We start from the raw sequence: 26,378 nt of genomic DNA, 5'->3' as shown, positions 1-26,378 counted from the left end.
CGTGCATCCTGTGTGTGGATATGGTATGCTATCTCCTGTAATTAAAATTTACGGAGTAGGAAATAAGGCGTCAAGTGCTGGTGGAACGCAATGTGAACACCAGACGAAGGGATGTGTCCCGCGATCTTATTTCCGCATTGGCCGCAGCGATGTGGCAACTCCCCTAGGAGATGTCTGAATTGAAGACGATGGCAAATACCCGGCTTCCCAAGCTGGACACGTTGAGCGTGGTAACAATGGGACTGTTGATGGCACTACAATTGGTGATCAGTCGATTCTCGGTGGGTAACAGCTTTATCAAGTTTAGCTTCACTTTCTTGATAGTTGCACTCATTGCGAAGTGGTATGGTCCCTGGTGGGGGATGATGACGGCGGCAGTGGTTGACGTGGTTGGCACGTTGATGACTGGTGGGCCGTTCTTCCTAGGCTTCACGCTATCGGCAGTCTTGGGGTCACTGATTTACGCGTTATTTCTTTACCGACAACCGGTAACCTGGTGGCGTGTGATTGGGGCTTCCGTCTTGATTTCGTTAGTCGTTAACGCCATTTTGAATACGTTGTGGGTGACAATCATGTATAAAACGCCGTTTTGGGGTTTGTTCCCAGTCCGGGCGTTGAAGCAGTTGATTACCACACCGATTCAAATTGTGCTGGTTTACTTAGTGCTGAAGAGCCATACGATTCAAATGATTCAAGAACGCTTAAAAATTTAACTATTGACACCATCTTGGCAGTGCGCTGAGGTGGTGTTTTTCAATGGGGTAATCTGAGAACGAAATTAGAGTAGTGACAATTAAAATTATTACTTTAACTTATAATAACAAAACAATCACCACCACTACCACGATGCACATAAATAATGCCTCACAGAACAACTCAGTCACCAAGGTAAAGTCAGTGGCCGAGTAAACACCTTAATTTTTTCTATCAAAAGGGGTCAACACCTTGCTTAAAGCGGAATTCTCCGTTATAACAAGATTGAAGGGGCAGCTCTTCGGGGAGGATTTCAATGAACCGGATAAGTCAACTTTACGCAAAATATAAAAGTGTCATTGCTTACCTATTTTTCGGTGGGTTAACGACGTTGGTCAACCTGGTGGTCTTTTACGTGACGGCCACCATGTGGGGTTGGAACTATCAGATTGGGACGGCCGTTGCTTGGTTCGTTTCCGTGCTGTTCGCCTACGTGACCAACCGGGTGTGGGTCTTCCATTCTCACTTCACCACGTTTGAAGCGCTCTGGCGAGAAATCGTGACGTTCTTCTCGGTCCGGGCAGCAACGCTGATCATGGACGAAGGTATCATGTGGATTGGGGTCTCCTTACTTGCTCAAAACGAAATGTTAACAAAGTTAGTCGATCAAGTCGTGGTCGTATTGGCCAACTACTTCTTCAGTAAGTGGTTTGTTTTCCGGAAGACTAAAGCGACGTCGACCGTCGATGAATAGACTTTTAGGTGAAGTAGTTCCTTACGCGTGCGGAGGGGCTGCTTCTTTTCTTTGGTGGTCAATTGATATTGTCGTCTAAAAGTGAAAGTACTGAAACACCAACTATGCTTGATACAACAAGAATTGGGTGTTGGGGGGAGTTAGACATAGTGGGAAATTACCGCCTTACCCGTTCGCCAAATTTGGACTGGAACGCGGTGGGAAGGACGGGACAAGCCCAAAAACGGTCTTGCCCCTCGCTTGAAGCCGTAAAGCACGTCTTCAAGTCGCCATTTTCAAGAAAGTCACTTGAAAATCCCACGGCTGAGTCCAAATTTGGCTCACTCTCGGCTACCTAGTGGAACGCCAATAATAGTGAGTAAATACTGTCATTCAGGTGTGTAAGTTAGCTTAGTTTCCAAGAATCCGTTTAACCGGGGGGGGGCAGAGGTGGAGTTCGCTGTGTCGACGGTGTTAGCCGATTTTTCGGTTTACAGCGTGGGACGCGTTTGGAGACTGGTGTTTTTCCCGGGCTTCAAACCGAGCCGAAGGACCGCTTTTCAGGCCGCAGGTGGAAGTCAATATCTTGGTTTGATAACTGTTTTGAACTTTCAATGTTTAGCTGTGAATATTTAGAGAACAGAAAACTGGCGTGACCCAGTTTATTTTTAGACTAGGTCACGCCAGTTTTTTTATGAGTTGGTTTAAGCTAGCGCGCGAGTATGTCGTCCCTGTCGACGACTGACGCTAACTTTGTAGTAAATTGCCATCACGATACCGCCCACGATGATGCCGAGTGCGTTAGCCAGAACATCATTGATATCGCTACTGCGGTTGATCAACCAGTGGTGGGATAAGATGTATTGAATCGTTTCAATACTACCGCCCACGAAGACACCAAATCCAGCAGTCGCCAAGAAGGATAGCTTGGGCAACAGCCATTTGATCATTAACCCGATGGGAATGGTCATTAAAATATTTTCCGCAAATCCCAGGTTAAACAGGTCCAGGTGGGTTAAGTTTACCCGACCAATGCCTGCTGGCATGATGTAAACGCCCGTCCCAGAAAAGGATAGTGGTGTGAAGACAATTCCAGCTAATCCGGTAAAGTAAGCTAGGATTAGAAGGGCCAGCCAATGGACCTTTTTGCCGGTTGCAAGGATAAATAGGCCGCTTAGTCCGGCCATTAAGATTATGAGTAATAGCGGTTCCCAGCGCATCCAATCACCTCCGTAAGATTACTGCCAGTCATTCGTTTTATTCAACATGTTGCTATCCTACCGCAAACCAGCTGTTAGTGAAGCCTTTTGACCGGGACTTTAAGGTTTCTTGGGACCTTTAGGAAAATCGTAAGTATCACGTCGCAGAATCAGCACATTCTTTAAAGACTTGTTGGGTAAAAGGCAAGAGTTGTGAACAGATCGATGAATTGAAGCTTAGCACTAGAAAATTTATGGCAGGATTGGTACAATTATATTAAAATTTGATTAGAAATAGGAGGCGGTCTATGTGGGGAAGCGGATGAGTTTCACTGGTTATCTGGTTGCACTGCTCAAAGGAACTTTGATCACAGGGATTCTGTTAGCCTTTGGCCTGCAACGAATCAAGGGGCAGTGGCAGGTCCCACTAACCCCCTACGTGGTCTGGATTCTTCTGAGCTGGTTGGTGTGTTACCCGGTGCTACGGCGGCAATTTGCGAACTTGTTCATTAAAAATGACGAAGAGATGACGTCCTATAAAACTCGCTCGCTGGCCATGCATCAACAAGATATGCAGAATAGCCACCGTGACCGGCGCTGGACGACCAATGGTGTGACGGTCAATCCCTGGGCATTCACGACTGATACGACGCAAAGCACAGATGAGATTTTTAATCCACTTTACGTTTACTGTGAGCGACTTTGGGCCACGCTTTTACTAATTCTATTTGGGCCAATTATCAGCTTGTTTTTGGTAGCTCGGTGGGTGTGGCGGAAAGTTGCTTAGACACTGGCCATCTGTCTCACGTTTCACACATTTGGAGTGCAACAAGGGCCTGGGGGGAAATCCCAGGCCCTTGTTCTATTTCGAGACTTATCTTGGTGAAACGTGCGCTAGTAGGCGTTTAAGTTGTGTGGCGGAACTTGAAGATAGGAATGATTGAAATGGCGGCAAATGGTAACCAGCTGAGTGTAGTAAAGACATTTAGAAAAGCATGATTTAACTGGTGCTTGAGGGTGTGGTGAACGCTCTGAACAAGATTACTCAGTTCTTGATTGAGTTGATGGATCTTTTGCGTGATTTTTTGATTGACTACATGGCTGACAGTTTGGTGGATCTTCTGCTTCACCGTTTGTGGAAGTAATGCTGGTGAGACCTGTTGTGTGACCGCTAACTTCTGTAAGGCGGTTTGATAGGCCTGATTGGTCTTTTGCAAGCGAGTGGCAGTTGAGACGGTGACGACTGTAGGCTTAACCGTTGAATTAGTCGCGGAAACTGTGGTACTGGTTGGCTGCAATTTGTGCTGAAGCTTTTGGGTCAATCGCTGCCGTTGTCCAGTTGATAGGTTGCTTAGGCGATTGATACGTACTCGCGCGTCCGTCATCGTATTTTGCTTAGCCTGTGACACGTTGCTGGTTAGCAAGGTGGTGAATACGGCAATTGCCAGGACCATGCCGACTTGGCGCAAAACGTTAGCGACACTTTGTGAGCTGGTTAAACGTGACCCGTGAAAATCGGCAACGACGAGAATATTGGCGGTAGCAGCCACGAGTCCGTAACCCAAGCCTAAGAGAATATCTGCGATAATCAAATGACAGTAGTTAGAACCCAATGGAACGGTACTGAGGAGGTAGTAGCTCACGCCCATTAGCAGAAAGCCAATGGTCAAGATGAGCTTGTTGTTGATCCGCTTGATGATCAGTGACGCCAAGATGACGGTTAGCATAACCGTTACTGAGTAAGGCGTCATAAGGAGTGCCGCCTTTAACTCGCTGGTACCGTGGACCCGGGTCAAGAAGGTCGGTAAGAGGACGGCCAGACCACCTAGAAAGAAGTTGCAGAGAACCAGTGCCAAACCAGATCCGCTGAAATTTCGACTGTGAAAGAGTGCTAAATCAACCATGGGATTGGCGGTATGCCGTTCCCAAAGTAGGAAAAGTAAAAAACTGCCAGTTGCCAAAATAAATAACCCGAGAATAGTTCCGGTATGCCAGCCCCAATCATTTCCCTTGATCAGGCCCAGTGAGAGGCTGAAAAGCATGATCATGCTAAGTAGGGCGCCTAACCAATCAATTTTTACGTGAACGGTTTTTTCGTGACGGAGTGGTAGGACGAAACCAAAAACTAGCAGGTCAATGATGACCAGTGGAACGTTGATGAAGAAGACCCAACGCCAGCCCCAGTACTGGGCAACAATTCCCCCGATTGTCGGGCCAAGGGCAACTGCTAGGCCCTGAATGCCAGCCAATGCTGCTACAACCCGATTTCGGTTAGCCATGCTGCTCAGGTCCAAACCAATAACCATACTGGTGGGAATGATAGCAGCGGCCCCAACGCTTTGAACGGCGCGTGCTACTAACATCCAGGCTAGGTTTGGTGCCATTCCGGTGAGTAGCGACCCAGTGCCAAAGACTAATAGGCCGCCGAAGACAAATTTATTTTGACCAAACCGTTCCGCTAACCGACAGAATGGAATAATTAACGTGGCAAAGGTGATGGTGTAGATGTTGAGAGCCCAGGAAAGTTCGGTTAAGCTTTCCCCGAAAGCTGACTGAATCTCTGGCAAAACAATCGTCATAATGGACACATCCATCATGCATAGCAAGTTGCCTAGTAGTAAAACTGGTAAAACACCCTTGAGCTTATTCATAGGACACTCCCCCTTAAATGGCACATCTGTGTTGTCATGTCACATCTGTGACACTTTGACCTTAACAGCGTATACTGGGAGACACAAGCGGGGGTCTCACGTGAGGGACAAGTGCTACAAATGCTGGTGGTCTGTGACAGGAGGTTGGTAACGATGAATGGGCAAGAAAGACTGGCACAACAGTCAAAAGAGTGGTTAGTGGCCGCATTATTTGATTTATTAAGCGAGCAGCCTTACGACACGATTACCGTGACTCAAATTGCTGAGCAGGCACAGCTATCCCGCCGGACTTTTTACCGGGCATTCCGAGATAAGGATGACTTATTGGATTACTATGATCGGGAGGTTGGTCAGCGGTACTTAGTGGCACTTCAGCAAATTGCGCCGCAGCAACTAAGATTTAAGGATGTGCTCACGTACTTTTTTGAGTTTTGGTGGCAGGAGCGTGAGCGGATTCGGGTGTTGATTGCCCAGGGCTTATTTAGTCGGATGCTCGCTAAGATTACGCCTATGGCTAGTGAAATCTATCGGGTATTTCCGGCACCTTGGCACATTGATGGGTCACCGACCGAGACCGATTACATTATGAGCTTTGCCACTGGTGGCTTTTGGAATGTACTCAACCGCTGGCTGGTTCAAGACAAACCGGAGTCCCCGGCAAAAATAGCCGCGTTGTTGATGGCTGGTTTGAAGCGGCTGGGCGAGACCGATGAAGACGATTAATTCGCCAACAAGTGCTGTATAACAGCATTTGTAAGTAGTTCTAGTTGCGCCAGGCTTCAACTCTGGTAAAGTTGTAGAAGCACAGTTAAGAGGAGGAGTTTGAGAATGACAATCACGGATCATCAAGAATGGTTGGTTAGGTTCTATCAGCAGCGGAATTGGTATCAGTATTCACCGTTCGTACATTTGAATTTTTTGACGGAGGAGACGGGTGAAGTTTCGCGAGCCATTCGGGCCATTGAGATTGGGCGTGACCATCCAGGTGAGAAGAAGGCCACACCGGTGGAATTACAGGCTAATTTGAAAGAAGAGCTCGCAGACGCCTTGGACCAAGTCTTGGTTATTAGTAGCCTGTACGGGATTGATGCGCAGGACCTTTTGCAGGCGAGCGAAGCAAAGCTAACGCGGCGGTTCGAAGGGCAAATGTAGAGCGGTATTTTAGGAAAAGGTCAGTACATTGTCGGGAGGCGATGGCTGGTCTTTTGACTGTCTGGAAATGAAATCTGAATTTCTCGGTCTGTCTTTTAATGGCAATCATTGACAATGTGCCAGGTATCAATGATTGGCAAGTTGCTCAAAGCTTGGACATATGTTACGGTTAACATCTACGAAAAAAACGAGGAGTGACGTTAATGAGTGTGGAAAATTGTCGCGCGATGTCCGGCACGAATTCGTGCAAGCATTAGCAAACAGCAGGGCCGACAATTCAATTATTTATGAATGGTTTCTCCATGCTGTTCGCTGCAAGGAGAAAAAATGAATTTACAACAAATTACCCAATTAGATCAAATCCTGGCCACCGTTGCCAGTTATACTCACAGTAAACGGGCGGCTGCGGAATTACAGGCCAGTGCCAATGAAACCGACTTGGCCGTGGTCCAGCAACAGTTAGTCCTGACGGCGGAGGCCCACCGGTTACTAGCCAACGACGTGATGCTGACGTATTTTGACTTGGATCAACTAACAGCATTACAAACGAAGCTGGATCAAGGACTGTTGCTCAACGCCCAACAGCTAGGACTGGTCAGCGACTTTTTGACAAATCTTCAGCGGTTAAAGACAGTCTTGGATCTTCACCAACATTTTGCACCGAAATTGGCCGAATTGTTAGGATCAGCGAGCCGGTTGAGTGGCCTTCAGGGCCGATTAGCACACGTAATCGTGCGGGGCCAGGTTGCTGACGAAGCTACTCCACAGTTGGCGGATATTCGCCGACAGATTAAAAAGCAACGCCAGCAGGTGCAATCAACGCTAACGCAGTTTGTCCAGAAACACGCGCAGGCAGTCCAGAGTCCCCGGCTGATCACACGGAATGATCGGGTCTGTGTTCAATTGAAGGCCAGCTATAAGAATCGGTTTAGTGGTCAGGTCGTTGACCAATCTGGGACTGGGTCGACGGTGTTTTTTGAGCCACAAGCGGCCGCCAAGAAAGGCGCTGTCCTGACGAGCCTCATCGGTGATGAGAGCGACGAGGTCTACCAGTTGCTGGCGACGTTGACCGGTGATGTGTTGGATCACTGGGACGACTTGGTTAAGAATCAAGCACTGCTCAGTCAGTTTGACCAAATCATGGCCCGGGGGCGCTATGGACTGGAAACGGCAAGTCGAATGCCCGAGCTCAATGCTAACCAACACATTAAAATTGTTGCAGGTCGCCATCCCTTGCTTGGTGAAAAAGCGGTACCGTTAGATGTCGAATTATCGCCGCATCAGGGACTGATGATCACGGGGGCTAACTCCGGTGGGAAGACTGTTGTTTTAAAGACCATCGCTCTGTTTGCTTTGATGGTGCAAGTGGGACTAGAGCTACCGGCTGAAGCTGGGACGCAGATGGCCGTTTTCAGCCAGTTCTGGGTCGATATTGGTGATAACCAGAGTATCACGGCGCAATTGAGTACCTTTGCGGCCGAGATGACGACGTTGGTTGAGATGACCAACCATATTCAGCCAAACGCACTGGTACTGCTCGATGAAATTGGGAGTGGGACTGACCCTGAAGAAGGTTCAGCGCTTAGTATCTCCATCATTGAGTACCTGCGGCGACAACGGGCGACCATCATTGCAACGACTCACTTTAGTGCTATTAAGGAATACGCGGTGGGTTGTCCGACGTTTATGACGGCGACGATGGCCTTCGATCCGCAAACGTTGCGGCCAACGTACCGGTTGCTTTTGCATCAGGTGGGCGCTAGTGAGGCGGTTTGGCTCGCAGAACGGCTGGGCTTGGCGCCAGCAATTTTGGCCGACACACGCCAGCGATTGGCAGCGAAATAAACAACTCATATCAAATAAGTTAGGCAGTAATCAGGCGACTGGTTGCTGCCTTTTTGAAGAATGAAGCAAGAAGGAATATTTGCATGATGTATCTACACAATATATATTTTATGCCGGACATCTTTTAGATACATTATTGGCAGCTACGTTTAGCTTTGTTTAGGCAATAAAGATAATTGTAGTAAATGGCAGACCAAATATGGCGTGATGGAAATTCACGGTTAACTGAGAGGTATTTGAAATTAGACCAATCAACTCACGTTTTTTTCTGGTTGCGTTGGCACTAATTTGCTGCTTGCTAATGCTAGCGGTGGATGATATGGTTTAGTAACTCAAGGATTTTGGTGGGGTATGAACGGTATTGGTGTTGGTACTCAACAATATAGATGCCAATATCGATTATTATAATTCTGATAAACGCTGGATAAATTTAGTAACTTGTTTAGTTCACTGTTAAACATTGCTTTCATGATAAATTGAATATGGAGGGGCGTTCATGCAGCTATTGGGAGTAGGGGCTTGGCAGAAATGGTTTAAGGTAGTTGTCGCATGTTTTATGCTGATAGTTAGCTTGGGATTACCAGTGGGCAACGGCTATGCTATCGCTAAGGGAAGACAGCACTCGTATGAAACAGGCCTCACCAAAACAGACAAACGCGCATTGAAAATTGCGACGTTGAATCGTAAGGGACTTTCAATTGCCTGGCCGGCAGTTCTCCAGCATAAAATTAAGTTACTGAAGAAATTGAAGAAGCACCTTACGGCAGAGAAAGGATCCGTTTATTCAAAACCACAGGTCAAATCGCTTAACCATAGGCTTAATCAACTGACGCAAAAGTACCAGCGCCGACTGAAGAAATTGCGCGCCCAGGGAAGACCTGCTAACGTTGAATATTATACTTTTTGGCACTCCGATGGGTCAGTTGCGTTTACGAAAGACAAAATAAAACAGGTAGGGCGTAGAACAATTATTGTTCAAGGTATCCAGGAATATAATGGGATTTTTCATTACTATGGCGGTCACGGTGCAGGGTTTAGGGTGTAATAGAGCTTGTACTTTTGTCTTTTTACGGTATATTGGGTGTTAAAGACTCCCAACTAAGATGAAAGAAGCTGTGAGACCAATGCTAAAGGATCACCAAATTATCTGGGCTATCCAACAAATGGAAGAAGAGATTGGCCCAGTTGGCTTGTCGCTAGACGCTAGAACGCCGTTTCAATTTTTGGTATCGGTCATTCTAAGTGCCCAAGCTACTGATGTATCGGTGAACAAAGTGACGCCAATTCTGTTTTCACGGTACCCAGAACCACGGGACTTGATGAATGCCGAAGTGGAAGACGTGGAGGCTATTATCAGAAGTGTCGGCCTATTTCACAACAAGGCCAAGAATATTATCAAGACGGCCAGAATCGTCCATGAAGATTTAAACGATGAAGTTCCCACTGAGCGAAAGGGAATCATGGCACTGCCTGGAGCAGGTCGCAAGACTGCCAACGTTGTTTTAAGTGACATGTTTGGTCAGGCTACGTTTGCCGTGGACACCCACGTGTCGGCAATCTCGAAACGTTTGCATTTTGTAACTCAGACGGCGACCCCTTTGCAGGTCGAAAAGAAAATCGTCAGTATCCTGAAACCCGAAGATTTACACCGTGCCCATCATACGATGATTGAGTTTGGTAGAAAGTATTCGATGAAGTTGACGCCGGACAGGGAGGTTTGTCAGCTGATTATTGACTGTGATCAATTGAATGAAGAGAATGAAGCTGAAGTGTGAAGCCAATTCAGTAGAGCTTTACCTCTTATGCCAAATGCCAGAAAGAACGTCCTAGTTGAGTTGATCAACCGGGGCGTCCTTTTAGCCAAAAATTGTCGGGTATCAGACTTAGTTAAGGAAAAGATTCTAGCGACGACGCTTGATCATCCAAACTAGGCCACCAAGAATAACGCCAATGAGCAGGGCTCGAATTCCCCAACCAACGAACCACAGCGTCAAAATTTGTGGGAGCAGTTGATTCCAATTAATCGTTAATAGTGTCAGCATGCTTGGTGACCTCCTGGTTGTATGTTAGTAAGATTCGGCCGGCAGCATGTGCATCAACTAAATGATGCTGAGCCGTTTTGACAGCGGTATAGGGTAACTGTTCTTGAATGGCTGCCGTCAACTGACCCTTGGCCAGCTGGTCCAATAACCAGCGGTAGTCACCTGGCAGGATGGACCCACTAGCAAAGCTAAAAGTTTGGTGTGGGTGATGTGGGTGATATTGTGGCAATGCTAATGAAAGAATAGCCACTGCTCCCAGTTGGGCGGATAAACGGTTCAATAATTGTGGGCTTCCGGCTAAGTCGATTACTTGGCTAACAGTTGAAAAGGAGATGGCTTGCGCTGACAATGGGCGGTCGAAGTCTAATACTTGTTCAGCGCCCAAGTTGTTAAGAAATTCGTGACGACTTGAGTGGCCGACCGCAATGGTTTTTACATGGAAAAGTCGAGATAATTGTATTAAGTAGCTACCGACACTGCCACTAGCCCCAGTAATCAGTACCGTTTGGCCGGCTGCTAAATGGCTCTTTTTGAAGGCAAAGTAGGCGGCATCAGCACCACCAATCAACGTGGTGGCGCTGGCTAACGAGACATCTTGTGGCACTGGGAACAGCAATGGGGGCAATGACGAAACTAACTGCTCTTGATTACTGCCAGCTGGTTGGACACCGATGACCGGTTGATTCATTAGGTGCTGGTTTCGTAGCCGACCAACTTCCCTGACTATGCCACCGAAACCGTACCCCACGACAATTGGCAGTTGAACGGGTCGTAATTGTTTTAGGTCGCCGTTCTCAGTTAGAACGTCATAGGGCATGACCGGTGTGTAGCGAGTTTCGACGCGGACTGCCAGAGGATTTAGTCGTGGAAGTAGGCGTGTCATGAGCTGTAGATTATCGATTCCTTGATAGGATGTTTGGACAATTGATTGCATTAAATCGTGACCTCCTTGGAAGATTCGGCCAAAACAATAAGCGACCGTAATTTCTGGGCAAAGGCGTGTTTGGCAATCGGTACCAGCAGGTTTAAGGGGACGGGAAGCGTCGAGTTGGGTGCTAGCTGGAGTTCTTGGGTCAGAGTGGTTAGTGGCGCTGTCGTATCAAAGGTGAATGTGAGGTCATAATTAAGCTGACTACCCTGACTATGATAGCTGATTTGATTAACGGTGGCGGTCACGGTCAGCAGTTCCTGTTCGTTGAGGGCTGGTTGGCAACGGGTGAGAGCATAGCCATCAGATGTGGGCTCGACGTGAGTGAATTCATCATCCCACAGGGGGAGATTTTCAGGATGGACGAGGATTGACAGCAAGCACTCGTGAGCAGCATGAGTTGATAACTGATTTTGAAAGAGATTTTTTGCCATTTAAAAAGGCCTCCTTATTGGATGGCCTTACTCTACCGGTTTATGCTGGTGATGAAAAATCAGAATACTGATAACTAAAACTTTTCCGGAACTTTTTCGTGGAAGAGCTCGGTTAAGAACTGTTGTTTCTGCCTTGCGTCCTCGGCTTTATTTGCCTTGCCGGCTTGATTGGCGATTTCCGCTAACAATCGGTAGTAGTTGGCTAACATGTAGTGGGACTGGTGCTCAGTCGTGAAGGAAATACCAGTTAATAGCCGTTGGCTCGCTACTTGTGGTTTTCCTAGAAAATAAGCAGCCAAAGCAGCCAAATAAAAGATGATATTTTGATTTTCTTCGTAAGGCCGCTGGTCAAGGTTCACTAGTGCCTGATCAATTAGCTGGGCTACTTGGCCTGATTGTCGTTGCTTCGCCAGCACAGTTGCTAATGAAGCTGTGGCCAGCCGTGTTAGCGTGGTGGCAGTGTGGTCTTCGGCCATGGCTGCGGCAAACTTCAAATTTTGTGCGGCATGGGTGAGTTGGGCGTCAATGTGTAGTTCGGCTACTCCGAGGTAATAGTAATAGGCCTGAGTCTGCTCGCCAGTTGTTACGGCAGCGAGGGTGATGGAATCAGTTAGAAAATCATGAAGTTCTTGGTAGCGGTGCTGGTTGCAGAGCTCTTGCATCCGGGTGTTCAGGGCGTCATCCCCGCTAATTGCGAAGTCGGTGGCCAAACTGATTTCGTCGAGTGAAATACCCAGCCGGTGGCACAGTGCCAACAATAGTTTGGCATTAGGGGTGTAATGGTCGTTTTCAATGGCCGACAGCATGGACTGGGCACAGATACCAGTGGCGATATTTTTCTGTGAGCGGTGTTGCTGCTGACGGACTTGTTTAAGTGTGGTCCCAAGTGACATGGTCATTTCTCCTCCGAATTCGTAGGACAATGTTGCTTGATATTGGATAGCCCCTTGATTTGTGTTGTGACTGGCTAGAGATGATAGCTTAGTCAATTTGATAGAAATTTTTAGATAAATTGATCAATTGTTGAGATGACCCAAGCCCATGTGACGGAATCACATGGTTCAACAAAATCTAATTTTTTTTAAATCCATTGATCTAAGTTGGTGGGTCACGACGTCACCAGTAACTGATTTAGGATTCTCTATGGTCACATATGTGCCAAATCCACGGTGAGTACTGGTAATTAGACAGATAAGACAAAACCCAGTTAATTTATTTAAAACAGTTTTACTAATGACTAGACCTGGGTGCCGCTTTTTAATCGCCGAATCAATTGATGGCTCAAAATCAATATAGACAATGTCTCCTTGAGCTGGACTTATACATTAGTCGGTTGCCCCGTTCCATGCATAATCTTCTTTTGATACGCTATCACGAAAACCAGTCCGATTGCTTTCATTGGCAAATAGATTATCTCGCACGGGTGTCATGACAAAGGTGTCTCCAATTTTCACGATTTTATATTTGTCGCCAGCCGCAGCGTTCAGTTCTTTAGGGATAATGGCACCTACAGAATTACCAATTTTCCGAATTGTGGTTTCCATGTCATTTACTCCTTAGATCACGATGTTATGACTAGTATGACTAGATTTAACGTGATTGCAAATGAAATGAATTGGCCTTTAAGTTGCAGATTTGCAGACCTGACTTTTCTTGTAGATTAAGGTGACATCCGGCTCGGTAAGCTAATTCATCCGGGCACTTACCACGGTATCTATAATATTCAAGATTTACGGGGAGTTCAGGGTGGCAAACTGACCGGGATTTCTTCACAACGCCATAATGGTCCAGTGGTCATTGCCCATGCTGGAACTGATCAGGTTAACCATAACTATCAACTTACCCAAAACCAACAGCAGATTAAAGTTAAGCTGTATCAACAAGTTAAGGCGGGTGACTGAGTCAAGGTAACGTACCACTATCATCTGCGAGGATAGATTATCCCCAAAAGGAATGTAAGCGCTTTGATTTTAGTGGTAATATTCCTTGTGAAACGTTAAACTTAGCTTGGGGGTTGTTGCACCAATCTATTATCGAAAATCTGTTAAGGAACCCAGATTTTGAATAAGCAGGATATCAACTGCTATCAAGACTTGAAGCTGAGTAAGGCCGAGAAACAGGCTAAGGTGGGGAGAGCGCTAAGAGTTGTTGGATTGAAACATTAAAGTGATTCAATAATTGGGCCAGTCTGAAAACGTTAAGCTAACATCGGGAGGCGATTTGGAATGAAAAAGAACCTAATTAAGCGTGTAATTGTTGGAGTAGGGGTTGTCGTCACGACTTTAAGTTTGGGGACATTTATGGGGAGTTCACCTGTAGCACTTGCTGAAGATCCAGATATCACTGAGACTGCCAACGAAGATACAAAAACTGTTCTAGTTAATCTATTCTTTCAACCCGTTGCTGGTAAAGCGGTTAAAATAACGAGCGCATTCCCAGAGATTGATGATAGTCAGTTTGGAAAAATAAATATGAATGATCTTCTAAAGGTAGAGTTTACGGGCCAATTTGTTGAAGGAAAATCACCATATGATGAGTTGAGTATTATTCTTCAATACGCAGGCAAGTCATCGGAACGCAATCAAGGAATTGCCCAACTAGTAAAGATTTTCCAAATGGAAGGTTTTAATGATGAGCGTTTACTCGCTTTTGCTACAAGTCAGTTTGACATGGGTTCTCAATTAATTATTAGTAATCACCTGCAAGGCATGACTATTGATCTTGCTAAAACGCGGACAGAGGCGAATAACCAAGCGGTCATGTCTAAATTAGATAGTTCTGATCCAGACTATGACCAGGCACAGTATAAAGCTCAAGATTTTTATATTTACTTGAAGCCTCAATCAGTTAGTAGCACAGTTGCTAGTCAAACTAGTCTGACAGCCAATCAACATGCAACCATCACGGTCGGACAGCTGGTTGATGCTACTACATTCAATGCTAAGGCCACGAACAGTGCTGGTGACACCATTCCCGTTACGGTTGATACCAGTCAGGCCAATCTCAAGAAGCCTGGTACTTACTCAGTAACGCTCAAGGCGGAAAACGGTGAAAGCAAGACGGTTACCCTGACTGTTCAAGCTGCACCAAGTCCAGTAGTACCTAATCAGGCAGTCGTTTATGGGCTAAAGAAGATATACTTGTATCAGAAACCAACGTTTAAACCGCATCAGCGAGTGGCTGCTTACCCTAAGGCGAAGCGGACGAATCGACCGATGTTTAAGGTGATAGGTTACGCACGGTCCAAGTCTGGCCTACTGCGATATCAGGTGAAAGATGCTGCTGGCAAGACCGGTTACATCACAGCCAAATCAGCCTTTGTTGCACCAGTCTATTATCAAAAATCTGTTAAAAAGATCAAAGTTTTGAATAAACAGGGTATCAACCGCTATCAAGACTTGAAGCTGAGTAAAACAGGAAAACATGTGAAAGCGGGTAAGACTCTAAAAGTTGTTGGGTTGAAGCACTATCACTTGACTACTCGTTTTGAATTAAGCAACGGGCAGTATATATCAGCTAACAAGAAATTGGTTGTGGTTGTTAAGTAAATAAGAATAACGATGGTGGTCACTGATGACCGCCATTTTTTTGCCTTCATTTTAGCGTCTGAGATTGAAGCCCGGTGGACAGTAAAATCGTATTTCCTTCCAAGAATTTCACCCGGCTGTTTCGACCACTTACTGAGCAGTGAATACCACTTGTCCCGATAGGTGAGACATCCCCGCGCCCCAAGGTGTATTCTCCTGGCATAGGAGATGAGGGGAATGCTACTAGAGACGAAACACTTAACGAAACGGTTTGGCAACAAGATTGCGGTCAACGTCCTTGACTTACGAATTACACGGGGCAGCTTTACCGCTTTACTCGGTCCCAATGGCGCTGGCAAATCAACGACAATGAACCTGTTGATTGGACTGAGTCAACCGACCGCTGGGACTATTATTTATGATCATCACGCCAAATTGGGCGTTGTTTTTCAGGGGAGTGTTTTGGATAACTGCTTAACAGTTCGTGAGAACCTCCAAATTCGAGCGGACCAGTATCATCACGTCCCAGCCGACCGGGTGAGCGTGTTAAGCCAACGGTTGGGGCTGACCACTTTCATGAACCAGCGTTACGGGACCTTGTCTGGCGGTCAACGACGGCGAGTTGACATTGCCCGCGCCTTACTCAACGACCCTGATATATTATTTTTGGATGAACCCACGACGGGTCTAGATATTCAGACCCGCCACGCTATCTGGACGCTGATTCAGCGCCTGCAACGAGAACGGCAATTGACCGTCATTCTCACGACCCACTATTTAGATGAGGCCGATGCCGCGGACCATGTCGTTGTGATTGACCATGGGTGCATACTGGCCCAGGGAACTGCTACTGAGATTAAGATCCGCTATGCTGCCGATATTTTAACCGTGACGACTCCGGATGTTGCGCAACTCATTGCCCAGGTGGCGTTACAACCAACCCATCAAACACGTTCGCAGGTTACCTTTAGGCTAGCAACGGTGCAAACCGCCTTGGATATCTTAACGATGAATCGGCCATTGATCAGTAACTTTGAATTTCGACCGGGAACCCTGGATGATGCCTTCCTGGCTCTCACTGGAAAGGAGATGCGTTAACGTGCTGGCAATGATTAAGCGCAACTTGCTGCTGTACTTCCGGGATCGGAGCGGGGTGTTCTTCTCACTACTGGGGGCGCTCATTTCATTTATCCTGTACCTAGTTTTCCTGAAACAAAACATGTTAACGAGTTGGCAGCGGGTGCCCCATGCCAAGCTACTTCTCGACACCTGGCTGATTGGTGGAACCCTGGCCATTACCGGCATTACGACGACCCTCACCAGTCTGTCACTGATGGTAAACGACAAGGAGAAACACGTGACGGCTGATCTGGAGCTGACTGACGCCGGTCCATTCCGTTTATTCACCAGTTATCTATGTAGTGCGACGATTATTGGCACGTTAATGCAGGCGGTCATGTTGGTAATCATGTGGGGAAACTTTTACCTGACGGATGGGGTAACTCTCGGGAGTTCGACAGTCGGCAAAGTTCTGGGACTGATGGTTATCAGCTCGCTTCTTGCAACAATGGTAAATGCAGTGATTATTTCAGGCGTTCATGCGGTGAACACTTTGAACAAATTAGGTACTATCGTGGGAACGGCGGCCGGATTCCTAGTGGGTACCTACATCCCCATTGGCATTCTGCCGACCTTTGCCCAAAACTTTGTCAAATTCGTGCCGGGAAGCTACGTGGCCGCCCTGTACCGTCAGTATTTGATGGCGGGTAACTTAAAAACGGCGTTCGCTGGTAACCGGATTGCCAGGACTCACTTTGAACAATTGATGGGTGTCCGGCTCAACTGGTCAACCTTATTGACTCGTCAAGAGACTTATCGCATAATGGGATTAATCTTGATTGGGGCGACTGTTTTGGCGTTCGGACCGGTGTGGGTCCGGGTTCACCGTCAGCACCAATCAATTCAGGAACGGTAAGTGAAATGGGGGGATTGGGGTGCACCACAAATTTGAGCAGAACGCGGCCATCGACCCGACTGATCCGTTAGTCGTGGTGCAGGCAGCGACCCAGAGTCCGGAGACAACGGCCATTTTGGATTATTTAGACAATTATCAGGCACCCCATGCCGGACTTATTCCCGTGAAGACACTAGATCGGCTGGTGCTAGTGAAGACGGCCACAATTATTCTAGCTGATATCCAGCAGGAGACGTTATTGCTATATACAACTACTGGGACGATCACCACGCACGAAACCTTGCGAAATTTTGTCCGCCGCTTGGGTGATGACAACTTTGTTCAAGTTTCCAAGCACGGGGTGTTGAATCTGAATCATCTTCAGTCACTGGAGGACAGCTTTTCTGGTAACCTGACGGCGATTCTATCAGAGCAGATCAAGACAGTTGTAAGCCGCAAGTATGTCAAAGTGTTGATGAGTCAATTGGGGCTATAGGAGGGGTAACTGTGAAGCAAGGACTGCGGTATGGCCTGCAGGGTATGGGATATGGAGCAGTGACGTACCTCTTATTGATTGTCTTGCAGGTAGCTCCGGGGCAAGTGACGCCTGGCAATGGGGTCAGCCTGCTCCTGACGAGTGCATTGATCGGTGTGCTGAGTCTCATTTTTGATAATGGTCAGGTGGAGATTCCTTTACTGCTGGCGTTCGGTATTCATCTGGTTGGGACGGCACTTCTCATGGTAGCGCTGATGGCGTACAATGCTTGGTCAATCGGGTGGACCTTCTGGTTGATTTTTTTCTTAATCTACTTGGTTATCATTGGGACGGTCAGTTTAAGTCAACATCTACGGGTTACCCAGATTAATCGGGTATTGAAGAGACGTCCCCATAAATGAAAGTTGTGGTTAAGCTGGTAGTTTGAGATATAGTTGTTATATACAAAAAGTAATTAGATGGAAACTGGAGTTCAAATAAATTAGGAAAAGCTGGTTTAAAAATTTAAATCTAGTAGGATAAGGGTATGACAAAATCAATGCAGACAACTGAAGATAGCATCAAGGTATTCAAGGCCTTGGCCGATCCTATTCGACTGGACATAATCCGGTACTTGAGTCGATTAGATCACGAGGTTTCTTGTGGAGAAATCAGCCAGGTTATGCAAATTAGTAAAACATCTGGTTCCTATCATTTTAAAATTCTCCAGGAGGCGGGGCTGATTACCGCCCACAAAGTTGCTCGCGAAAAATATGTGACTTTAGACCAGTCGACCTTTGATCGCTATTTAGCCCATTTCTGGCAGAATCTATAGATGATTAGACCAATCAGGAGCAGTGCTGTAAGCGCTGTTCTTTTTTTGTTTCTGCTTGTCAGTCGTTCTCGTCAATGGTATGTTTAAACAGTTCAAAAATATTTGAACTATATCAGAGAGCAGGGAGACGGGAAAATGATAGAAAAACAGCGTCAGTCTAAGTGGGTCCTAGTCTTAACATCGTTGCGATTTTTCATGGCGATGATGGATGCCATGATTGTGACCACGGCAGCAACCGCAATTCGCAATGAGTTTCACATTTCAATCAGTACCCTTCAATGGGCACTGAATGCTTACAACATCACAATCGCTGCCGTTTTACTGGTAGGGGTTGCCTTAGGTGAACGGTGGGGCCGTCGCAAAGTCTATGGTTTAGGAATTCTTATTTTTACGATTGGGTCAGTTTTATGCGCATTAGCCAGCAACATTGGTTGGTTGATCTTAGCCCGGGTGGTGGAGGGCGTCGGTGCTTCGGTCATGACGCCCATGTCGATGGCTATTCTGACCAATGCTTTGCCGGTGAGTCAGCGGGGACGAGCCTTAGGGATTTGGAGTGGTATCGGTGGGCTAGCCCTAATCGTGGGTCCCTCGCTAGGCGGTTTCATTGTGGCCCGGCTGACCTGGCAATGGATCTTTTGGATCAACGTCCCAATTGGCCTCGTAGCCCTAGTATTGATTCACCGCCACTTACCAGAGAGTCGTGGCGCCAGTGAACCCCTAAATTTTGGTGATAACCTATTGATTGTTATGACCATGGCCGGTATTATCTGGGCGCTGTCCGCAACAACTGGTCGCCCGGGAATGCAGGGGCTGAATCTAATTATGGTGGTCGCCATAATCAGTGTGGCGTGTGGTGGTTGGTTTATTTACCGTCAGTCGGCCGAAGCGCTACCGATGATTCCACTTAGTCTTTTCCGCAATCGAACCTTTACCGGTGGTAATCTTGCGACGGCCTTACTTTACGGATCCATGTATGGCGTTGTCTTCTTTCTGCCCCAGTACTTGCAGATCCAGCCACATGCGACCGCGTTAAAGGCTGGGTTGGAAATGTTGCCTTGGACGGGCACGTTAGTTGTGGTAGCCCCGTTAGCAGGTCGCGCGGTTGATAAATTTGGTGAGTGGCGGGTAGCCACGGTTGGTTTATGCTTGCAGGGATTAGGTTACTTACTGATTGCACTGTTCAGTCAACAAAGTTATTGGTGGTTCATCATACCACTAATGCTGGCAGGCGTGGGGTTATCCATGGCCGGTCCGGCACTGCAGAAGGCTGTGCTTGGGGCGGTTCCCCAAGCACTGATCGGTAAAGCTGCGGGAATTTACAACGTTTTTCGTCTGTTGGGTGGGGCTTTGGGAACGACCGTGGCCGTCATGATCTTTTATCAGTTTCAGGGTTTGTCCTTTACCAGCGGTTTTCGGGCGACCATGGTTGGGACGGGACTCATTTCCTTGCTGGGCGTGATTTGGTCGCAGCGTTTACGTGCGGTGATACCGGTGACCCTTAAACCGGGAGCCAGTCAGCATTAAGTTTATTAGGGGGACGACTATTCTCAGAGATGAGGCTGGTCGCCCCCCTATACGTTTGTAAGGTGAGTGCGCTAGAAACGTGGCCAATCCGGAACTTTCTAGATAAATACGGTTTAATGAAAGTGGAAGGGGTTGGTGAATCATGACTGACGAAGAAAAATTACAACGCATTTACGCGGCGGCGAGTGAATTGTTCATTCAGCCAGGCTACCATGAGACACAGATGCAAATGATTGCGCAACGCGCGCAGATGGCCGTGGGTACTCTATACCGCCTATTTAGTGGCAAGGAAGCCTTGCTGGACTACGTCTTCCTGACAACGCTACCGACGACCGTGGACCGCCTACAAACGTTTCCCTTACAGCCGGTCGATCCGAGAGAACTGGTTCGGCGTACGGAGGCCGCGTATGCCGGCTGGAATCATCAGTTGGCCGGGCAGCTGTCCACCGACTTTGACCAACTTCTGACGGCGTTATTCACGGCGTTCAAACGGTACGCGCGCTACTTCTTAATTCTTGAGCACAATCCTACGGTCAATCCGGCCCTGACGGCGTTATACCGGCAACAGCGGCAAGAGATTTATCAACGCGTAGGTGAGTTCTTTCAGCGACAACGGCCCAACCTGGCTGACCCGCAACGTAACGGAGTAATCGTGGTGGACCTGGTCTTCTGGTGGTGCGCCCATAAGCGCTACGATAGCTTTGAAACGGAGATGGCCCGCAATGACGACGAACAAATGTTGGTTGTTGTTCGGGAAATGTTGCGGCGTAGCTATCAGTGAGCCCCTTAATTAGCTGATTGGTCAAAATCCCGTGAAATAGCCACTGAAAATTGTGTTTTTGGCGGGAGTGTTTAGACTGGGTGGCAGTCGAATGAATGATTCGTTCATTCGATAAAGCAAGGGGGAGAGAACATGAAATTTCATGAATGGTTATATCTGAAGCATCATCCAGCAGTTTGGCGAATCTTATTAGGAATTTTGGTCATTCCATTATTCTATGCCAGCTTGTTTCTGGCGTCCGTTTGGAATCCGTACGGGGAGCTTCATCACTTGCCAATGGCGGTGGTCGATCAGGATCGGTCCACGCGCACGCTGGTTTGGGGGCGGACGGTGTCACGAAAGCTGGTCACAGACAAGTCGCTCCAGTTTCACCGGATGACTGCGGCGAAAGCTCAACGGGAATTAAAGGACGGTCGGCTATTTCTAATTTTAAAAATCCCAGCCGATGCGTCACAGACCCTAAGTCATTTGGCAACGGTCCCGAAGCAACTAAAGGTAACATATGAGACCAATGCTGGTCAGAGCACGGTGGCTTCAAAGATGGGAGCGACTGTAATGCAGAAGCTGCAGACGACCCTCAACCAAGCGACAGTTCAAGCCGAATTACAGGCTAGTCAGAATGCAGCACTGACGGTGGGCAAACGGTTAACGTTAACGGCTAAGCAATTGGATCAGCTGAGTCAGACTGGTGCAGCCGGTTTACCAGCGCCACAAGTTGCTGCGGCAACGCAGAAAATTGTGGCTGGTTTGTCGCAAGGCGGTGAACAGCTCAGCGAGGTTCGGCGGACAGATCAATTGAAACACTTGGCGATGCCCATAAAATTAACGCAGCATGACGTGGTGACCGTCGCCAACAACGGAACGGGTATGGCACCGTACTTTATGGCGATTTCGCTATTCGTGGGTTGCATTACGCTCAATATTATTTACGACGCCCGCAAGCGCCACGGGGAGTACCGTAACTTTGCACTGGCTTGGTTGGATAAAATGGGCTTTCTCTGGGGGTTCGTGGTATTAGCGGCGTCCTGCATGTGGTTGGGTGTGCGTTACATCATTGGTTTGCGGCCACTGGAACCAGGAGAAACGTACCTATTGAGCTTGCTGATTGTGTTGGCGTTCTTCAGCTTGGTGACCTGTTTTCGGTTATGGTTTGGCCTAACGGGGGCGTGGCTGATGCTTCTGTTCATGCTATTTCAGATTGGGGCTTCGGGCGGGACGTACCCGATTGAGCTGACCAATCCGTTCTACCGGGCCGTTCACCCGTACTTACCGATGACTATTGCGATGGCCGGCTTGCGACATACAATTTCGCTGGGCGGTTCAATTGCGGGTATTAGCTGGATTTTGGCGGGAATCGCGGTCGTCTTTAGCTTAGGGACGTTGGCATACTTTTACTGGCACCGGCCGGACTCGGCGGTGATGTAGTTGAATATTATGAGTCAGTTTACTTTTAATATTTGGCAAAGGTTGCTAAAATAGTTAAGAAGTAAGAAGTAAGAAGTAAGAAGTAAGAAGTAAGAAGTAAGGAGGAATGCTATGGATTCCGTAAAGAATAGTGAAACAGTCAAGGTTTCTAGTAAAGGACAAGTCGTCATTCCTTCTATTTTTAGAAAAAGGATGAATATTTCAAGTGGAGATCAGCTAGGGGTTACCTTGAATGAAGACGGACAATTGGTTCTTGAAAAGCTGCCATCTAGTCTTGATTGGAAAGAATTAATTGCAGGTATTCCTGTTGAGCGAGTAGATATTGATAGTAATGGGCATTATGATCCTAAGAAGTCACCAAATTTTGACGAATGGATGCATGAAGAATGACGGCTCGTTCTGGAGGACCCATGGAGATCTTTATTGCGGATGTTCCTTTTGGTGAAAATAATCGTTCTAAACGAAGACCGGCATTGGTGCTGCAAGTTGAGATTGATAGGGTTTTAGTATTTAAGATTACATCTAAATACGAGCATAAATCTGAACGAGTCCAGCGCTTTTACTTTCCAATAATGGCTTGGCAGCAGGCAGGATTACTTAAACAATCATATGTGGATACTCATCAAGTTTATAGTTTGACAGCCAAGTTGGTATTCAAGAGAAAGCCAATTGGCAAGTTAGTTCCGAGTGATATATTGGCACTCCGTATGTTCATTCAAGAATACCGAAATGAAATTTAATGAGCGTGCTTTTACGTATAAGGATGCTAATTACTAAAGGTCAGGCGTTGATCCGGAGTTAATCGGAGCAACGCCTGACCTTTACTTTTTTAACGGGATTCTGGGCATGAACGATGAACCCAACCGGATGAAGCTCCAATCCAACGGCAAGCCAACTAACATGCAGCCCGAGTATCGCGCCCTGTTACCGCTCTGGCAGACTTATCCGCGGCAAACAGCGGTGCTTAATATTTACGGCGACAAGGATGACGGTTCGCACTCGGATGGTTCCGTCAGTAATGCGTCGTCCCAATCCTTACGGTATCTAGTCGCCGGTCGCGCCAAGTCTTATCAGGAACGTAAAATTGTTTGGGCCAATGCACAACATAGCAAACTACATGACAATGTTCAGGTTAATCGGGTGTTGATTAAATTTGCGGGTGTTTTGTTTTGGGTCAACATGTCAACGTGGTTGAATCTGACGATTGTTCTCTTAATCAGTGGGAACCTAGGCTTTCTCTGTTGGTACTTGTCAGCGCGTTTAGGCGTCAAGTCCTTTAAGGGTCTGTATTTCGTTGATGATGAGCGTGACCGAGAGATTGCCTTGCGGGTGCATAATGTGTGTCTGAATACCTTTATTACCGGTATTTGTCTCTTAATGTTGTTGGTCTTTATTTTGATGGACTCAGGTTGGCAGTTGACGGTTTCAAGATTTGGCAACATTATTTTGTGCTACTTGTTGCTAATGATGTTTGGTAGTAATTGCCAGTATTATTACCTGTGGCGAAAATATGATCGTGCTTAAACTGCGATCCAAATTGCTGAGGTGAGAAAATAGTATGATTCAATCCAATTGGATGAGTCATACTATTTTTTAACTTTCAACCTTTAGGTAATTAATTAAAATGAATGTGTTCGCTTTATAAGTTACTTTATTCTTGGTAAGCGGTGAAAATAGGTTGGAGATAGTATATCATGGTCTGCAATAAAGCACACGAAATGTGGGAGCGTACATCGTCCGTCATATCAAAGCTGGCGCGGCTACATACGGATTTTATAAATTAAAAAATGAAGGCGACCCATACGGAAAAGTCGTCTTCATTTGTCTTACCTGCTAGTTTGAAGGACTTAATGCGAAGTGAGCAATCATCTGCCCCAGATATTGGGGAGATTCGACACAGCCATTGCTAACCCAGTTGGCAGCGATATTGATCACGCCGCCTGAGAAAAATAAGAGATAGTATGGATTCGTTATGTTGGGGCCGTGTCCGCCGATACGGTCTTGCTTGATGAGTAGTTGAAAAACAGTTTGGAAGGTTTTGACTAAAACGTCTAGCTTATTATTTTTGATCAGGAGCTGATAAGTCTCAGTTTCCGTTTTAGTATGCTCAAAATAATGAGTCATCAGCTCAGGGAGCGTGACCTGGTCTGTCCTGGGCAAGCGCCGCAAGTACCTCAGCATATTCTGGGTTTGGTAGGCGGCAATAATTTGATCAAAGTTTTGATAGTGACGGTAAAAATAAGTTCGTGAGACCTGGGCGCGTTGGCAGAGCTCCGTAATTGAAATTGTCGCCAGTGGCTTTGCCATCATTAACTCTAGTAAGGCGCGATAGATGGTCTCTAAATTTTGTTGTTTGCGCTCATGCGGATTCATCGGTTACAACATCCCCCTTTCTGTAACTCAAATCTAGTTTATCGTGATCGATGCGCATAAACTAACGATAACACTTGACGAGGGGGAGTTTATGATGAAAAAGACCACAGCGTTAGTTGGCACAATGGCCATTGGTATTTTTCTTTGCATTCTGGATACAACGGTGATGAACATCGCGTTACCGGCAATTCAAAATGGCCTATCGACCAGCCTAGAACAATTATCTTGGGCACTTAACTTGTACACCATTCTATTTGCTACGTTAACCATTCCGCTGGGACGATTGGCGGATATTTATGGGCGCCACCGTTTCTATCTATTAGGGCTCGGCTTATTCTTACTGGGATCACTTTTTTCTGGACTAGCCGGCAGTGTGGCTTGGCTGATTGTTGGGCGGGGAATTCAAAGCCTGGGGGCGGCAATTGTTTTCCCAGCAAGTATGACCATCGGGATTCAGAGTGTACCGATGGACAAGCGGACCAGTGCAATCGCCACATTGGGGGTTACGCAAGGCCTGGCAGCCGCAATGGGGCCGACTATTGGCGGCGTCGTGACGCAGTTCTTTAGCTGGCGGGGAATTTTCCTGGTTAATGTGCCATTTACCTTATTGGCATTGGGACTTTGCTGGCGACTCTTTGACTTACACGAGCGTAAGCAACGAAAAGAACAGCTAGATATGGGCGGTACGATTTTGTCCATGACCATGTTGTTTAGTTTGACTTTATTCTTAGTCAAAGGGAACGACTGGGGCTGGACGAGTTACCAATGTCTGGGATTAATCTTACTGAGTGTACTGTCACTAATTGGGTTTATTGTCGTTGAAAGTCATGCGCAACAGCCGATGGTGCCATTAGCGCTATTTAAAAATAAGCAGTTCGTGGGATCGGCCATTGTCACAATCATGTCGGGAATCTTCCTAGTAGCATTGCTGGTCTTGATGCCGAGTTTCTTTACCAAAGTTCAAGGTAAAGGAGAATTGTTAGCCGCTCTGATGATCACACCCGCCTCAATGATGATTTTTATCTGGTCACCGATTAGTGGTTGGCTTTTAGGCAAAGTTGGTCCGCGGTTGGTCATTTTAATGGGAAGCTTGTCGATGATTGGGGGTTACGTGGCGTTGAGTTGGATGAACCCCAATATTTACTGGCAGGTCTGTGTAGCCGCGCTCTTAGTCGGGACTGGTTACGGTGTCGTGATTGGTCCCATCACCGTGTTAGCAGCTGGTGATTTTACGGGTAATCTGTTAACTGCTTCTCAAAGTGTGATTGGCGTCTTCCGGCAGATTGGGACGTCTTTAGCAGTGGCGATCTTTGTATCCGCGTTATCTGCTAACCTCGTGACGGCGAAAACCAACGTTTGGTTGTATTCGCAGAACAGGGTTGAGGCGTTACCCGTTTCTGCCAAAGTAAAAAGTGACACGTTGACGCAGGTCAAGTCCCAATTAGCGACGGAACAAACGCCTAAACATGGGCAAACGACATTTATCAGCTCAGCTAAAACTCAGAGACTGATTCGGTCAAACTACCAGCGGACATTGCAGCAACACCAACTGACGGCGGCACCGGTCACGGTCAAGCGAGCGATTTACCAACGGGTCAGTCAATCCGTCACACAACAAGTCACCCGTGACAATCAACTTTTAACAACTGAAGTGGCGGCCATTAGACATGAAACCAAGCACCAGCTGACCCATGCCTTTATCCGACCATATCAGATGGCTATGCCATTTACGGGGGTGATGTTACTGACGGTCTTCCTGTTTAGAAAGCGGTCTGATTATCTACGTAAAGAAGAAAAATAAGCAATT

The 26,378-nt window shown here is 47.0% G+C and carries 29 protein-coding genes, 1 pseudogene and 1 riboswitch; of the genes and pseudogenes, 21 read left to right on the top strand and 9 right to left on the bottom strand.

What is annotated here, in order from left to right; genetic code table 11:
- Positions 1-49: 49 nt before the first annotated feature.
- Positions 50-146: riboswitch (THF riboswitch) on the top strand.
- Positions 147-170: 24 nt separating this feature from the next.
- Both AB3Y94_RS02645 and AB3Y94_RS02640 read left to right on the top strand, forming a co-directional pair.
- Complete coding sequence (locus AB3Y94_RS02645; RefSeq protein ID WP_367295010.1) at positions 171-713, top strand: folate family ECF transporter S component; 543 nt, start codon at positions 171-173, stop codon at positions 711-713.
- A 296-nt stretch (positions 714-1,009) separates the two neighbouring features.
- Positions 1,010-1,447, top strand: a complete 438-nt coding sequence (locus AB3Y94_RS02640; protein ID WP_125684693.1) for a GtrA family protein — start codon at positions 1,010-1,012, stop codon at positions 1,445-1,447.
- Positions 1,448-2,130: 683 nt separating this feature from the next.
- Here AB3Y94_RS02640 and AB3Y94_RS02635 read toward each other — a convergent pair.
- Positions 2,131-2,646, bottom strand: a complete 516-nt coding sequence (locus AB3Y94_RS02635) for a VanZ family protein (protein ID WP_367295009.1) — start codon at positions 2,644-2,646, stop codon at positions 2,131-2,133.
- Between the two features lie 289 nt (positions 2,647-2,935).
- Here AB3Y94_RS02635 and AB3Y94_RS02630 point away from each other — a divergent pair, with 289 nt between their 5' ends.
- Positions 2,936-3,412, top strand: a complete 477-nt coding sequence (locus AB3Y94_RS02630; protein ID WP_367295008.1) for a hypothetical protein — start codon at positions 2,936-2,938, stop codon at positions 3,410-3,412.
- Positions 3,413-3,530: 118 nt separating this feature from the next.
- On the opposite strand, the gene AB3Y94_RS02625 is transcribed toward AB3Y94_RS02630, so the two are convergent.
- Entirely contained in the window at positions 3,531-5,276 is a 1,746-nt protein-coding gene (locus AB3Y94_RS02625) for an MFS transporter (protein ID WP_367295007.1), read from the bottom strand.
- 153 nt (positions 5,277-5,429) lie between these two features.
- Between AB3Y94_RS02625 and AB3Y94_RS02620 the strand changes: the two genes are divergently transcribed.
- From AB3Y94_RS02620 to nth, 5 genes are all read left to right on the top strand, one after another.
- The gene (locus AB3Y94_RS02620; RefSeq protein ID WP_367295006.1) at positions 5,430-5,999 is read left to right on the top strand and encodes a TetR/AcrR family transcriptional regulator; all 570 of its coding nucleotides are present in this window, start codon (positions 5,430-5,432) and stop codon (positions 5,997-5,999) included.
- Between the two features lie 105 nt (positions 6,000-6,104).
- Positions 6,105-6,428 carry a MazG nucleotide pyrophosphohydrolase domain-containing protein gene (locus AB3Y94_RS02615; RefSeq protein WP_367295005.1) on the top strand — a complete coding sequence of 108 codons (324 nt, stop codon included), beginning with the start codon at positions 6,105-6,107 and terminating at the stop codon, positions 6,426-6,428.
- A 327-nt stretch (positions 6,429-6,755) separates the two neighbouring features.
- Entirely contained in the window at positions 6,756-8,273 is a 1,518-nt protein-coding gene (locus AB3Y94_RS02610; protein ID WP_367295004.1) for an endonuclease MutS2, read from the top strand.
- Positions 8,274-8,769: 496 nt separating this feature from the next.
- Entirely contained in the window at positions 8,770-9,318 is a 549-nt protein-coding gene (locus AB3Y94_RS02605; RefSeq protein ID WP_367295003.1) for a hypothetical protein, read from the top strand.
- Positions 9,319-9,397: 79 nt separating this feature from the next.
- Complete coding sequence (gene nth / locus AB3Y94_RS02600; RefSeq protein WP_367295002.1) at positions 9,398-10,048, top strand: endonuclease III; 651 nt, start codon at positions 9,398-9,400, stop codon at positions 10,046-10,048.
- Positions 10,049-10,174: 126 nt separating this feature from the next.
- Here nth and AB3Y94_RS02595 read toward each other — a convergent pair whose 3' ends face one another.
- The 6 genes from AB3Y94_RS02595 to AB3Y94_RS02570 form a co-directional block, all read right to left on the bottom strand.
- The gene (locus tag AB3Y94_RS02595; protein WP_367295001.1) at positions 10,175-10,315 is read right to left on the bottom strand and encodes a hypothetical protein; all 141 of its coding nucleotides are present in this window, start codon (positions 10,313-10,315) and stop codon (positions 10,175-10,177) included.
- Complete coding sequence (locus AB3Y94_RS02590; RefSeq protein ID WP_367295000.1) at positions 10,293-11,249, bottom strand: NADP-dependent oxidoreductase; 957 nt, start codon at positions 11,247-11,249, stop codon at positions 10,293-10,295. Before AB3Y94_RS02590 ends, AB3Y94_RS02595 begins: the two co-directional genes overlap by 23 nt.
- Positions 11,249-11,677, bottom strand: a complete 429-nt coding sequence (locus tag AB3Y94_RS02585) for a hypothetical protein (RefSeq protein ID WP_367294999.1) — start codon at positions 11,675-11,677, stop codon at positions 11,249-11,251. The genes AB3Y94_RS02590 and AB3Y94_RS02585 overlap by 1 nt, the downstream gene beginning before the upstream one ends.
- 74 nt (positions 11,678-11,751) lie before the next feature.
- Positions 11,752-12,570: a helix-turn-helix domain-containing protein gene (locus tag AB3Y94_RS02580; RefSeq protein WP_367294998.1), complete on the bottom strand. Its 819-nt coding sequence runs from the start codon at positions 12,568-12,570 to the stop codon at positions 11,752-11,754.
- A gap of 168 nt (positions 12,571-12,738) precedes the next feature.
- Entirely contained in the window at positions 12,739-12,939 is a 201-nt protein-coding gene (locus tag AB3Y94_RS02575; RefSeq protein ID WP_367296471.1) for a type II toxin-antitoxin system PemK/MazF family toxin, read from the bottom strand.
- A gap of 63 nt (positions 12,940-13,002) precedes the next feature.
- Entirely contained in the window at positions 13,003-13,221 is a 219-nt protein-coding gene (locus tag AB3Y94_RS02570) for an antitoxin MazE (protein WP_367294997.1), read from the bottom strand.
- 681 nt (positions 13,222-13,902) lie between these two features.
- On the opposite strand from AB3Y94_RS02570, the gene AB3Y94_RS02565 reads away from it, so the two are divergent.
- The 12 genes and pseudogenes from AB3Y94_RS02565 to AB3Y94_RS02510 all read left to right on the top strand — a co-directional run.
- Positions 13,903-15,225 carry a DUF5776 domain-containing protein gene (locus tag AB3Y94_RS02565; protein WP_367294996.1) on the top strand — a complete coding sequence of 441 codons (1,323 nt, stop codon included), beginning with the start codon at positions 13,903-13,905 and terminating at the stop codon, positions 15,223-15,225.
- A 216-nt stretch (positions 15,226-15,441) separates the two neighbouring features.
- Complete coding sequence (locus AB3Y94_RS02560; RefSeq protein ID WP_367294995.1) at positions 15,442-16,302, top strand: ABC transporter ATP-binding protein; 861 nt, start codon at positions 15,442-15,444, stop codon at positions 16,300-16,302.
- A 1-nt stretch (position 16,303) separates the two neighbouring features.
- Complete coding sequence (locus tag AB3Y94_RS02555) at positions 16,304-17,179, top strand: ABC transporter permease (RefSeq protein ID WP_367294994.1); 876 nt, start codon at positions 16,304-16,306, stop codon at positions 17,177-17,179.
- Positions 17,180-17,198: 19 nt separating this feature from the next.
- A complete protein-coding gene (locus tag AB3Y94_RS02550) occupies positions 17,199-17,654 on the top strand; it encodes a LytTR family DNA-binding domain-containing protein (RefSeq protein ID WP_367294993.1) in 456 nt (151 codons plus the stop codon).
- Between the two features lie 11 nt (positions 17,655-17,665).
- Positions 17,666-18,055: a DUF3021 family protein gene (locus AB3Y94_RS02545; RefSeq protein ID WP_367294992.1), complete on the top strand. Its 390-nt coding sequence runs from the start codon at positions 17,666-17,668 to the stop codon at positions 18,053-18,055.
- 125 nt (positions 18,056-18,180) lie between these two features.
- Complete coding sequence (locus tag AB3Y94_RS02540) at positions 18,181-18,468, top strand: ArsR/SmtB family transcription factor (RefSeq protein ID WP_367294991.1); 288 nt, start codon at positions 18,181-18,183, stop codon at positions 18,466-18,468.
- A 135-nt stretch (positions 18,469-18,603) separates the two neighbouring features.
- Positions 18,604-19,992 carry an MFS transporter gene (locus tag AB3Y94_RS02535; protein ID WP_367294990.1) on the top strand — a complete coding sequence of 463 codons (1,389 nt, stop codon included), beginning with the start codon at positions 18,604-18,606 and terminating at the stop codon, positions 19,990-19,992.
- A gap of 142 nt (positions 19,993-20,134) precedes the next feature.
- Complete coding sequence (locus AB3Y94_RS02530) at positions 20,135-20,773, top strand: TetR/AcrR family transcriptional regulator (protein WP_367294989.1); 639 nt, start codon at positions 20,135-20,137, stop codon at positions 20,771-20,773.
- Positions 20,774-20,905: 132 nt separating this feature from the next.
- Positions 20,906-22,198 carry a YhgE/Pip domain-containing protein gene (locus tag AB3Y94_RS02525; RefSeq protein WP_367294988.1) on the top strand — a complete coding sequence of 431 codons (1,293 nt, stop codon included), beginning with the start codon at positions 20,906-20,908 and terminating at the stop codon, positions 22,196-22,198.
- Between the two features lie 111 nt (positions 22,199-22,309).
- A complete protein-coding gene (locus tag AB3Y94_RS02520; RefSeq protein WP_367294987.1) occupies positions 22,310-22,588 on the top strand; it encodes an AbrB/MazE/SpoVT family DNA-binding domain-containing protein in 279 nt (92 codons plus the stop codon).
- 20 nt (positions 22,589-22,608) lie between these two features.
- A complete protein-coding gene (locus AB3Y94_RS02515; protein WP_367294986.1) occupies positions 22,609-22,938 on the top strand; it encodes a type II toxin-antitoxin system PemK/MazF family toxin in 330 nt (109 codons plus the stop codon).
- 88 nt (positions 22,939-23,026) lie between these two features.
- A pseudogene (locus AB3Y94_RS02510) lies at positions 23,027-23,353 on the top strand (alpha/beta hydrolase); the annotation flags it as partial.
- 678 nt (positions 23,354-24,031) lie between these two features.
- Here the strand turns inward: AB3Y94_RS02510 and AB3Y94_RS02505 are convergent.
- Positions 24,032-24,571 (bottom strand): TetR/AcrR family transcriptional regulator, encoded by a 540-nt coding sequence (locus AB3Y94_RS02505; protein WP_367294985.1) that lies wholly within the window; start codon positions 24,569-24,571, stop codon positions 24,032-24,034.
- Between the two features lie 91 nt (positions 24,572-24,662).
- Between AB3Y94_RS02505 and AB3Y94_RS02500 the strand changes: the two genes are divergently transcribed.
- Positions 24,663-26,372 (top strand): MFS transporter, encoded by a 1,710-nt coding sequence (locus AB3Y94_RS02500; RefSeq protein ID WP_367294984.1) that lies wholly within the window; start codon positions 24,663-24,665, stop codon positions 26,370-26,372.
- The last annotated feature ends 6 nt before the right edge of the window (positions 26,373-26,378 follow it).

The organism is Levilactobacillus yonginensis (genome assembly GCF_964065165.1).
Taxonomy (GTDB): Bacteria; Bacillota; Bacilli; order Lactobacillales; family Lactobacillaceae; genus Levilactobacillus; species Levilactobacillus yonginensis_A.
The sequence above is the reverse complement of the archived record's forward strand: the minus strand, read 5'-3'. Positions and strand labels throughout refer to the sequence as shown.